Here is a 10,363-nt window from a genome sequence, read left to right as displayed (position 1 = left end):
ACGGCGAACAGATTCAAAGAAGTCTGTAAAAATGAACCAAAGCCATCAGCACAAATATGCTGATGGCTGATGAAATTCAGTTCATTGTTTTTTTAATGCCGGGCCTTTTTCTACAGTTTCTTTACTCATGGTCTTTTTCTGCAACCCACCTTCAACTTTAAAGCCTTTAGGCAGTGTAGCCATTGAACCCATATGACAACCAAACGACCCAGCCGCATGGACGCCAGGGCTACCGCCGCTGCTACTACACGCCGCCTTGTAATCATCCCACTTTGTCGCAAAAGATGTACCCGTAAACAGCAGCATGATAGCGCCTGCGCCCACGATGGCTTTTGAACTCAAAATTCTCATATTTATTTTCCTTTGTTTTGAATAACTTCACTATGTATTCCCTGACATGAACTGACGATGCACTAGCTGTTCATATTCAGTTCACCTGGGAGATGAAATCCGGGCCGGTATCCGAATTTCCTTGCTGTGCTCCCGGCTTACGCGGGCGCACTTCTTTCACTCGATATCTCCCCGGACAGGCCGCATCCGGCCTCGCCTTTGGCATCTGTGTCTCCACTCACCACCCCCTCCGAAGCGTGGCGCGATGTGTGATCCGTTTTCCATGATCTTGACTTCGCTGCGCTGAGAGATTGCCGTTTTTCGGGACTACGGGCATCACCATGCCTCTGCGTGTCCCATGAGCACAATCAGGATGATGGCGGATGACGATATCGGTTAGCCTTTGCCTTCAGACCTGCAATTGTTGCAAGCATCTGAGCCCATGGATCGCGGGGAACAGCCATTTCGGCTGATTGAACCGAAATCTCGACCACCTAATGGATTGATTTGCCAAAACAAACCAGAATCCATCAGACCTGTTATGTCAAGCCATATGGGATATGCGGACCAAGTCTCCCCGGTGACGTGAACCGTAACGAAAAGAGGACCATCCGACAGCATATAGGAGTCGGCTACCGCGCAGGCGTCGCCGACAGGCTCGCCTTGCCACTTCGCGACAATGCCGGCCATTTCAGGGGCTTGAAACAGACTTCAACTGTTCTGTACAGGCGATTCATGGGTCCGAAGCCGAGCGCAGCCCGGAAGAGCGGCAGGGCATGTGTTACGCCCCGACCAGGGTAAAGTCGAAATCGACCTTCGACCATGGTCCCTCGACCTTGCCCGAAAGCACAAAGCCATCCGGGAAGGTTCCGGCCGGCCGGGACTCGTAGTGCATGACCAGATCCTCCCGCACGCCGAAGACCGTATCCTCGTCCAGATAGGGATCGTCATCGGGAAAGACCTCGGTCACGAGGGGGCGAAAGCCTTCGGCCTTGATGATGAAATGCAGATGCGACGGGCGCCAGGGATGCCGTCCGGCGGCATTCAGGATCTGGCCGACAGGCCCGTCGGTGGGAACCGTGTAGCTGACCGGACGCACGGTGGTGAAGGCGTAGCGGCCGCTTTCGTCCGCGGTCATCAGGCCGTGGAAGGACATGATGTCCTGGTCCGGGTCCTGGCTGGAATACAGCCCGTTCGGCGCGGTCTGCCAGATGTCCAGTGTGGCACCCGGAACCGGTTTGCCGTCAAGATCGCGCACCTGGCCCTGGACCAGCAGCACCTCGCCTTCGAAATCACCCTTCAGGTCCGCGCCGATGGCGATGGGCGGCGGGTTGGACACATGGAAGGGTCCGAGCACGCTCGAGCTGGTCGCACCGGGATGGGAGTTGATCATGTCGACCAGCGAGGACAGGCCGAGCACGTCCGACAGCAGGACGAATTCATTGCGTTCCGGCGTGGTGATCCGGCCGGCCCATTCCAGCGCCTCGAGACCGGCGCGCCATTCGTCATGGGTCAGCTCCACCTCGCGGACAAATGCATGAAGATGCCGGGCAAAGGCGGTCATCACTTCGCGAAAGCGCGGATCGGTGTCTTTTCCGAAATAGCCGGCAAAGACCTCACTGATGTTTTCAGGCGTTACGTTTCTCATCGGGGCACCTATTACAGCAATACGAGAGTGAGAGAGGGAAAGGCGATCAGCACGATCAGGACGGCCAGCATGACGCCGGCAAAGGGCAAGGCCCCGAGGAAGACATCCTTCAGCGTGATACGGTCATCGTCGAGCGTCGCCTTGATGACGAAACACGATATGCCCAGCGGCGGGGTGAGAAGACCGATCTCCGCACCGATCACCGTGATGATCCCGAACCAGACGAGGTCCATGCCCATCGGCTCGATCAGGGGCAGGAACAGCGGCACCACGATCAGGATGATCGACGAGGTGTCGAGGATGGTGCCCAGGAACAGCATCAGGACCAGATAAAGCGCCATGACCGTGACAAAACCGAAATCGCCCGCGGTCAGAATGCGGTCCAGTTCGTGCGGCAGACCCGCGAGACCCAACATCCTGCTGTAGATCGACGCGGCGGTGATCAGGAACAGGATGGCGGCGGTGATATGTCCGGTCTCGATCAGCGTTTCCCACAGGCCGCGCCAGGACATGGACCTGCGGACAACAGCGATGACCAGCCCGAGCAATGCCCCGGCGGCGCCCGCTTCCACCGGTGTCATCCACCCCAGGTAGATACCGCCGATGACGGTCACGATCAGGATGACCATGGGCAGGGTCAGCCGGACGATCTCGGCCCAGCTCAAAGGTTGGTAGTCCTCGGCCGGCCGGCCGCCGACGAACCCGGGGGTGAACCGGCCCATGAGGAAGATGGCCGCAACATAGGCAACCGCGAGCATCAGGCCCGGAATGACACCGGCGATGAACATCTGGCCGACCGACTGTTCCGCGACGAAGGAATAGATGATCAGCATGGCCGACGGCGGAATGATCATGCCGAGCACCGACGATCCGGCCACCACTCCCACGGCAAAGCGCGGACTGTAGTCGTATTTCAGCATCTCGGGCACGGCGACACGGGCGAACACCGACGCGGAGGCGATCGAGCTGCCGGTCACGGCCGCGAAGGCTGCATTCGCGCCGACCGTCGCCATGCCGATCCCGCCGCGAACGGATCTGAACGCGGAACTCATCACCGCATAGATGTCGGTTCCCAGCCCCGCCTTCGACACCACCAGTCCCATGAAGGTGAACAGCGGCACGGTGGCAAAGGTGTATTCCATCGCGCTTTCGCCGATGGCGATCTTCAGGAGGTTCAGCGCGAGGGTGAAATTGTCCCGCATCAGCCAGATCGACACGAAGGAGACCGCTGTCAGGGCAATGGGAATATAGACGCCAAGATAGATCAGAACCACGATGGCTATGACCGATAGGGCGCCGATCTCGATGGGCGTCATGGGGCCTCTTTGTTTTTGGGCGCAAGCGTCTTGAGGGCGAAAATCACCGCGCACAGGATCGAGCTGGCCAGTACCGTGAGCTTGATCGGCCACCAGGGGGCCGTGAAGACACCCGGAATTCCGAAATAGTCCTGGCTTTCCCACATTTCGAAAAAGAGCGGGAAGGAGGCAATCGCGATCAGCGCCATGACGGCAAAGGACAGCAGATCCTCAAGCCGCCTCAGGAGCAGGGCGATCCGGGGCCGGGTCTGTTCCATGAGCAGGAGAAACCCGTCGGAGCGGGTGAGCTTGCCGGCGCGGATGACGTCCGGAAGCTGCATGAAGACGATCAGGACCATGGCGAACTGCACCAGTTCTATGGTGCCGTGGAGCGGCTTGTTGATGAGACTGCGCGCAAGCATGTCGTAGTTCACGACGAGCACCAGCAGGAAGACGACGAGCGTTCCCGCCGCATTCGCCCCGAGCGCGATCGTGTTTACGGTCCGCGTCATGACGCGGTGGAGGGAAGGGAGCCACCCGGACTCCCTCCCCCGCATCCGTTCAGTCTGTCGGTTCAATTGCCGAGCCCCGCGGTCCAGTCCCGCATCGACACGCTGCCGGCCTGCTCAAGCTTTGCAAGATAGGCGCGCAGCATCTCCGAACCCGGCTGCTCCTCCGCGTCCAGACCGGCGGCCCATTCGGCGGCGATATCCGGCATGGAGGCAACCCATGCCCGGCGCTCGTCCTCACTCAACTCGATGATCGTGCCACCGGCCGCCGTAAAGGCCTCATGGCTTGCGGCAGCCCGTTCCATCGCCAGATCGGCGAGATGGTCCCGGTAGGCGACGGCCGCTTCCGTGATCGCGGTGCGGACCTCTTCGGGAAGCTTTTCCCAATAGTCCTTGTTGACGGTCAGGGTCTTGGTGTTCACCGCACCAAGATCGACATCGAGCATGTAGGGCGCGACTTCGGCGATCTTGAACGTGGCGGCGGCCTCCGGCCACAGCATGGCGTGATCCACAAGGCCGGTCTGAAGCATGTTGTAGAAATCGGTGAGGCCGCCGCGGACACCCGCCGCCCCCTCGATGCCTTCCACATAACGCAGGTTCATGCCCGCGCCGGCGATCTTGGCGCCTTCCAGATCGGCCAGCTTTTCGACCTTCTCGCGCGAATAGAGCTGATAGGTATCGAGCACGACACCGGTGGTCAGATAGACCTGGTTCTGCGCATCGAATTCAGCCCGCATTGCCGGGTATTCCTGCGCGATTTCGTCCACGGCCCGGGCAACCGCCCTGGCGTCGGCCGACACGAAGGGCGTGACGGCCGAAATCGCCTGGCTGGGCAATTTGGAAGAGTGGAAGATCGTGGTGACAATGCCGATGTCGCCGAGACCCAGCTGGATCCCTTCAAGGACACCCTTCGGCTTGACGACGGTTCCGCCATAGCTTTCGTGCCAGTCGATCTTGTAGTTGCCGGTTTCGGCAAGACGCTTGTCGACTTCCGGAATGAAGAAATTCGTCAGTTCCTGCACCCACATCGCGCGCGCCGGATAGCCGTCAATGACATTGGCGACAATGACTTCCTGCGCCGAAGCCTGCCCGGCCGAACACAGGGCCATGACAATGCCTGCGGCGGCACATTTCAACAGCTGTTTCATGTCTTCCTCCCATTTGATTGCGCAATGCGCATCACCGCGCGCGGACACATGTGTCTGCATCGCGGAATTCTCCCGGGCGCCACTCCCACGGCACCCCCTTACAGAACGGTACACACCTCCTCGAAAGCGAAGCGCGGCAATTTCGGAAACAGCGCGCTTTCGTCAGCGTAGCCGATGTTACACAGAAAGTTCGACTTCCAGCCGGTATCCGCGAAAAATTCGGCATCCACGATCTCGTTGGAAAATCCGGACATGGCGCCCACGTCGAGCCCCAGGGCCCGCGCGGCGATCATGAAATAGGCTCCCTGCAGCGTGGAATTGCGAAACGCCGTGGTCTCGCAATGCTCCGGCTTGCCCTCGAAAAAGGGCCGCCGGTCCTCATGCGGAAAGAGAAACGGCAGATGCGTCCAGAACTGCGGGTCATAGGCGATGATCGCCGTGACCGGCGCCGACATCATCTTGTCGATGTTCTTGGCCTTCAGCGCCTTGGCCAGCCGCTTCTTGGCGTCGGCCCCGCGCACGAAGACGAACCGCGCAGGGCAGGTGTTCATGCTCGTGGGGCCGGCGATGGTGATCTCGTAGATCTTGCGCAGGAGCGCATCCGGCACCGGACGGTCGGTCCAGGCGTAGTGCGAACGCGCCTCGCGCAGGATCAGGTCGATCGACACATCGTCCAGCGACGCCCTGGCCGCGCGCAGGGCGCGCACCTCGGCCTGGGCAGCCGCAGGCCTGTCGTCCGTCCCGGTCATTGGGCCGCCTGCGCCTTCAGGTCGGCCTCATCGACGATGGGGCTCCTGCAGACACCGATCCCCTCGATCTCTACCTCCACGGTCTCTCCCGGGCGAAGCCAGCGCGGATCGGGTTTCCTGGCGTGACCGACGCCCGGCGGCGTGCCGAGCGCAATCAGGTCGCCGGGCTCCAGCGTCGTGAACTCGGACATGATGACGATGGTTTGCGCCACCGACCAGATCATGTTGCTGGTGTTCGAGCTCTGCAGCACTTCGGAGCCGACGCGGCACTCGATCTTCAGGTTCCGCGCCCCTTCGGGAAGGTCCTCCGGCGTGACAACCACCGGGCCGATGGCCCCGGTCCCGTCGAAGTTCTTTCCCGGCATCCACTGATGGGTCTTGCGCTGGAAATCCCGCACCGACCCGTCGTTGAAGACGGTGTAACCGAAGACATGGGACAGGGCGTCCTCTTCGCGGATATGACGGCCGCCCTTGCCGACGATCAGCATCAGCTCGGCTTCATAGTCCAGCTTTTCGGAGCAAATGGGGCGGATCATGGGTTCGCCCGCCGCCATGATCGACTGGCGCGTGCGCATGAACATGGCCGGATAGTCGGGAATTTCGTAACCGCCCTCGCGGATGTGTTCAATGTAGTTCAGGCCGAGACACAGGATCTTGCCGGGCGCGTCCAGGGGCAGTGCCGGAACGAGTTCCGAGGCCGGCACACCGGCGCCTTCCCCCGCAAAGGCTTCCGCCTTCCGCACAAGCTCTTCCGAGGCGACAAGAGCGGACAGGTCCGGCCCGACACCGGGAACGGCCTCCGTCAGGTTGAACGCGCGGTCTCCCACGATCTTGAAGACGGAACTTGAACCGTTCGAAGCAGCGACCAGAAATTTCATGTGCATCCCTTCCCAATTTTTCTCTTCTTTTGCCGATAAAATTATCGTATGTCAAATAATATCGATATTTTGGAGGGTGATATGGTGGACTGGGATACATACAGACGAGAAGCGAAATCCCGCGGTGCCCTCGCGCTCGAGCTTTTTGTCGTGCTGTCCCTGCCGGTGGAGGGTGGCACGAACCCGGAAGCGGTCCTGGCCGACCATCTTGCATACCAGCGCCGGCTGGAAGGCGAAGGCCGGCTCGTTCAGGCCGGGCCGCTGTCGGACGAGTCCGGGCAGCTCCTGTCCGGTGCCGGACTTATCGTCTACCGGGCAAGCTCCCTGGAAGAGGCGCGCGGTCTTGCCGAGGCCGACCCCATGCACAGCTCCGGCGCCCGGAGCTATTCCCTGCGCCGGTGGTTGTGGAACGAGGGGCGGCTGACGCTGGATGTCGGCCTGTCGACGCAATCGGTCACCGTGAGCTGACGTGATGGCTGGGCCGGCTCCCGCAGACCGGCCCGGACGACACTCAAAGGACATTCGGATGGCGAACCATCTTTTCGACCCGCTCTTTGGCCGGCACGCCAGCAACACGGCCGCCTTCCTGACGGCAGACGACGGCACCGCGCTCAGCTACCGCGCCTTTCTCGGCCTGTCCGCGCGCATGGCGAATCTCTTCACAACGCTGGGTGCGAAGAAAGGCGACCGGGTCGCCGTGCAGGTGTCCAAAAGCCCGGAGGCGCTGGCGGTCTATGCCGCCTGCCTGCGGTGCGGCCTTGTCCTTTTGCCTCTCAACACCGGCTACACCACGGCCGAACTGGAATATTTCCTGAGCGATGCCGAACCGTTCATCGTCATCTGCGACCCGGCGAAAGCCACCGAAATCGCGATGGTCGTCCCTGGCGGCAGCCGGGTCCTGACGCTGGATTCCAGGGGCAGAGGCAGCCTCACCGAGGATGCGGCCGAGGAAGAGGACATCCAGACGCCGGTAGTCTGCGGCCCCGACGACCTGGCGGCCATCCTGTATACCTCCGGAACGACCGGACGGTCCAAGGGCGCGATGCTCAGTCACGACAATCTGTTGTCGAATGCCCGCACGCTTGCCGACCTTTGGCGGTTTTCGGAGAACGACGTCCTGCTGCACGCCCTGCCGATCTTCCACACGCACGGGCTTTTCGTCGCCGTCAACGTCACGGCGATTTCGGGCGCAAGGATGCTTTTCCACCCCGGGTTCAAGCTGGAACGCATTTTGATGGACCTGCCCGGCGCAACGGTTCTGATGGGGGTGCCCACCTTCTACACCCGCCTGCTGGACGACCCCGGCTTCACACGCGAACGGGTGGCGCATATGCGGCTCTTCGTTTCGGGCAGCGCGCCGCTTCTGGCGGAAACCCACGAGCGGTTCGAAAGCCGGACCGGCCACCGCATCCTGGAACGCTATGGCATGACCGAAACGAACATGAACGCCTCCAACCCGTATGCCGGCGAACGGCGCGCGGGGACCATCGGCTTTCCCCTGCCCGGCGTCGATCTGCGCATCACCGACCCCGAAACGGGAAGGCCACTGCCCGACGGTGACGTCGGCATGATCGAGGTGCGCGGCCCGAATGTGTTCAAGGGTTACTGGCGCATGCCGGAAAAGACCGCGGAAGAACTGCGGGACTCCGGATTCTTCATCACCGGCGATCTCGGCCGCATCGACGCAGACGGCTACCTGTCCATCGTCGGCCGGCAGAAGGACCTCATCATTTCCGGCGGCTACAACATCTATCCGAAGGAAATCGAGGTGCTTCTGGATGCGCTGCCGGGCGTCGGCGAATCCGCGGTGGTCGGGATCCCGGACGCCGATTTCGGCGAGGCCGTGATCGCGGCCGTGGTGCCCGCCCCGGGAGCCCGGCCCGACCCGGCGGAGCTTCTGGAACGGATCCGGCCGAAGCTGGCCCGCTTCAAGCATCCCCGGGACATCCGCCTCGTGGAGGAACTGCCCCGCAACACGATGGGAAAAGTGCAGAAAAACGTCCTGCGCGATCAATTCTCGAACGCCCCGGCGGGCTGATCCGCCGAATTCGAAAACCTGGGAGGAGACCCTATGAAACAGACCCTGAAATCCCTGGCCGTCGCATCGTTGGCCACGATGGCAACATGCGGCGCCGCAATCGCTGCGAATGTCGACGGCCCTTCCGTTTTCTGGAAGATTTCCATGTACGGCAACTCGCGGGCACTGACATCCGGCATGGAGGCCCTGGCGGAAAAGGTCGCGGAGGAGACCGACGGCAAGTTCCAGATCCGGATTTTCTACGCCGAACAGCTCAGCCCGGCGCGCGAAAACCTCGACGGCCTCAAGCTCAATGCCTTCGAGGGCGCAGGCATCTGCAATTTCTATCACCCCGGCAAGAACCCGGCGTGGATGGTGTTTTCCCTGCCGTTCCTGCCGATCGGCGATCCGGAAGTGGGGCGTTATGCACGCATGCGCATGTTCGAACACCCCGCCATTGTTGCCGACATGGCAAAGTGGAACGCCATTCCCTACGTGTCGGGCCTGCTTCAGCAGTTCGAGCTGATGGGCAAGGGCACGCCTCCGGAGAAACTGGAGGACTGGCAGGGGCTGCAGGTACGCGCAGGCGGCGGACTGGGCGATGCCATGGAAGCACTGGGGGCGACCAAGCAGACCCTCTCGGCTTCCGAGACGCTTACCGCTTTCCAGAACGGAACGGTCGACGCCGCCGCCTTCCCCTTCACCTATGCCCACGTCGCCTTCAAGATCAACGAGGAGGCCGACTGGTATACCGCCAATCTGGCGCCCGGAACGTCGGAATGCGGCTGGGTCCTGAACAAGACGGCTTTCGAGGCACTGCCGGAGGCCTATCAGGCCCTTCTCATGGACAACCGGGACCTCGTGCTCGACACCCAGCAGGCCGCCTATGACGCGGAGGACGAAGTCAACCTGCAGCTCTTTGAAGAGACCCTGCAGAAGATCACCTACAGCGAGGAGGAACTGGCCCGCTTCCGGGAGATCGCCGGACGGCCGGTCTGGGAAAAATGGGTTGCCGACAATCAGGACAGCTTCGACGCCCAGGGGGTCCTGGATGACTTCCTGAGCTACGCCGAGGAAGCCCGCGCCCGGTAACGTCATGCCTTCAGGCGCCGCGGCCGGGCCGCGGCGCCGCTCTTGTCTTCAGGAATCCACCCATGTTCGATAAACTTCCGGCTGCTGACAGGCAGGGTACCGGTCCCGTTGCATGTGCCGACCGCCGGCTGTCGCCGGTGGAGGATGCGACGAATCTCATTGCCGCCCTGTTCATCTTTCTTCTCATGTGTCTGGGAATCGCCCAGATCGTCATGCGCACCGTCTTTCAGACGCCTCTGTCAGGCTATGTGGACCTGGTCGAACTCTCCATGGCCGGCATGGCTTTCCTGGGAGCCGCCTATACCCAGCGCATGGGATCTCATATCCGCATGGAGCTCCTGCTTTCCCATCTGCGCGGCCGCCCCCTGTGGGCGGCCGAGATCGCCGGTGCGCTTGTGGGCATGGGGATCATCGCGGTGCTGATCTGGTACAGCGGCGCCCATTTCTGGCGCTCGTATCAGCTCGGCGACACCACGATCGACGCCGAGTTCCCGGTCTGGCCCTCCAAGCTGATCGTCCCGGTGGCGTTCTCCCTGTGGTTCCTGCGCCTGACAATCCAGCTGGCCGGTTCGATACGCATGTTCATCGACCCGTCCCGGACCCCCGAGGGCGTGACGCTGATGAAGGACGCGGCGGCCATCGCCCACGAAGAAGCAGAAGAGGCGCTCGCGGCCTCCCAGGACGGGAAAGACTGACA

Annotated in this window: 11 protein-coding genes; 4 read left to right on the top strand and 7 right to left on the bottom strand. The window is 61.7% G+C overall.

What is annotated here, in order from left to right:
- Positions 1 to 81: 81 nt before the first annotated feature.
- The 7 genes from DCO57_RS23375 to DCO57_RS21200 all read right to left on the bottom strand — a co-directional run bounded on the left by DCO57_RS23375 (position 82) and on the right by DCO57_RS21200 (position 6,557).
- Complete coding sequence (locus DCO57_RS23375) at positions 82 to 351, bottom strand: hypothetical protein (RefSeq protein WP_133192725.1); 270 nt, start codon at positions 349 to 351, stop codon at positions 82 to 84.
- A gap of 760 nt (positions 352 to 1,111) precedes the next feature.
- Positions 1,112 to 1,978: a dioxygenase gene (locus tag DCO57_RS21225; RefSeq protein ID WP_116700922.1), complete on the bottom strand. Its 867-nt coding sequence runs from the start codon at positions 1,976 to 1,978 to the stop codon at positions 1,112 to 1,114.
- 11 nt (positions 1,979 to 1,989) lie between these two features.
- Positions 1,990 to 3,294, bottom strand: a complete 1,305-nt coding sequence (locus DCO57_RS21220; protein WP_116700921.1) for a TRAP transporter large permease — start codon at positions 3,292 to 3,294, stop codon at positions 1,990 to 1,992.
- Positions 3,291 to 3,785: a TRAP transporter small permease subunit gene (locus DCO57_RS21215; protein WP_116700920.1), complete on the bottom strand. Its 495-nt coding sequence runs from the start codon at positions 3,783 to 3,785 to the stop codon at positions 3,291 to 3,293. The genes DCO57_RS21220 and DCO57_RS21215 overlap by 4 nt, the downstream gene beginning before the upstream one ends.
- Before the next feature lie 62 nt (positions 3,786 to 3,847).
- Positions 3,848 to 4,930, bottom strand: a complete 1,083-nt coding sequence (locus tag DCO57_RS21210; protein WP_116700926.1) for a C4-dicarboxylate TRAP transporter substrate-binding protein — start codon at positions 4,928 to 4,930, stop codon at positions 3,848 to 3,850.
- Between the two features lie 98 nt (positions 4,931 to 5,028).
- The gene (locus DCO57_RS21205; RefSeq protein WP_116700919.1) at positions 5,029 to 5,679 is read right to left on the bottom strand and encodes a malonic semialdehyde reductase; all 651 of its coding nucleotides are present in this window, start codon (positions 5,677 to 5,679) and stop codon (positions 5,029 to 5,031) included.
- On the bottom strand, positions 5,676 to 6,557 hold the full coding sequence (locus DCO57_RS21200) for a fumarylacetoacetate hydrolase family protein (protein ID WP_116700925.1): 882 nt from the start codon (positions 6,555 to 6,557) through the stop codon (positions 5,676 to 5,678). The genes DCO57_RS21205 and DCO57_RS21200 overlap by 4 nt, the downstream gene beginning before the upstream one ends.
- 81 nt (positions 6,558 to 6,638) lie before the next feature.
- Between DCO57_RS21200 and DCO57_RS21195 the strand changes: the two genes are divergently transcribed.
- The 4 genes from DCO57_RS21195 to DCO57_RS21180 all read left to right on the top strand — a co-directional run bounded on the left by DCO57_RS21195 (position 6,639) and on the right by DCO57_RS21180 (position 10,361).
- Positions 6,639 to 7,025, top strand: a complete 387-nt coding sequence (locus DCO57_RS21195) for a YciI family protein (protein ID WP_116700918.1) — start codon at positions 6,639 to 6,641, stop codon at positions 7,023 to 7,025.
- A 58-nt stretch (positions 7,026 to 7,083) separates the two neighbouring features.
- A complete protein-coding gene (locus DCO57_RS21190; RefSeq protein WP_116700917.1) occupies positions 7,084 to 8,595 on the top strand; it encodes a malonyl-CoA synthase in 1,512 nt (503 codons plus the stop codon).
- Positions 8,596 to 8,628: 33 nt separating this feature from the next.
- Positions 8,629 to 9,666: a TRAP transporter substrate-binding protein DctP gene (gene dctP / locus DCO57_RS21185; RefSeq protein WP_116700916.1), complete on the top strand. Its 1,038-nt coding sequence runs from the start codon at positions 8,629 to 8,631 to the stop codon at positions 9,664 to 9,666.
- Between the two features lie 62 nt (positions 9,667 to 9,728).
- Entirely contained in the window at positions 9,729 to 10,361 is a 633-nt protein-coding gene (locus DCO57_RS21180; RefSeq protein ID WP_116700915.1) for a TRAP transporter small permease, read from the top strand.
- Positions 10,362 to 10,363: the final 2 nt, after the last annotated feature.

Origin of the sequence: Labrenzia sp. 011 (genome assembly GCF_003075075.1) — a bacterium.
Lineage (GTDB): Bacteria > Pseudomonadota > Alphaproteobacteria > Rhizobiales > Stappiaceae > Roseibium.
Note: the sequence above shows the minus strand (reverse complement) of the source record. Positions and strands in the feature narration are given on the sequence as shown.

Excerpts from the sequence above, each read along its gene's own strand:
- DCO57_RS23375 (WP_133192725.1), bottom strand. The coding sequence starts at position 351 with ATGAGAATTTTGAGTTCAAAAGCCATCGTGGGCGCAGGCGCTATCATG.
- DCO57_RS21225 (WP_116700922.1), bottom strand. The coding sequence starts at position 1,978 with ATGAGAAACGTAACGCCTGAAAACATCAGTGAGGTCTTTGCCGGCTAT.
- DCO57_RS21220 (WP_116700921.1), bottom strand. The coding sequence starts at position 3,294 with ATGACGCCCATCGAGATCGGCGCCCTATCGGTCATAGCCATCGTGGTT.
- DCO57_RS21215 (WP_116700920.1), bottom strand. The coding sequence starts at position 3,785 with ATGACGCGGACCGTAAACACGATCGCGCTCGGGGCGAATGCGGCGGGA.
- DCO57_RS21210 (WP_116700926.1), bottom strand. The coding sequence starts at position 4,930 with ATGAAACAGCTGTTGAAATGTGCCGCCGCAGGCATTGTCATGGCCCTG.
- DCO57_RS21205 (WP_116700919.1), bottom strand. The coding sequence starts at position 5,679 with ATGACCGGGACGGACGACAGGCCTGCGGCTGCCCAGGCCGAGGTGCGC.
- DCO57_RS21200 (WP_116700925.1), bottom strand. The coding sequence starts at position 6,557 with ATGAAATTTCTGGTCGCTGCTTCGAACGGTTCAAGTTCCGTCTTCAAG.
- DCO57_RS21195 (WP_116700918.1), top strand. The coding sequence starts at position 6,639 with ATGGTGGACTGGGATACATACAGACGAGAAGCGAAATCCCGCGGTGCC.
- DCO57_RS21190 (WP_116700917.1), top strand. The coding sequence starts at position 7,084 with ATGGCGAACCATCTTTTCGACCCGCTCTTTGGCCGGCACGCCAGCAAC.
- dctP (WP_116700916.1), top strand. The coding sequence starts at position 8,629 with ATGAAACAGACCCTGAAATCCCTGGCCGTCGCATCGTTGGCCACGATG.
- DCO57_RS21180 (WP_116700915.1), top strand. The coding sequence starts at position 9,729 with ATGTTCGATAAACTTCCGGCTGCTGACAGGCAGGGTACCGGTCCCGTT.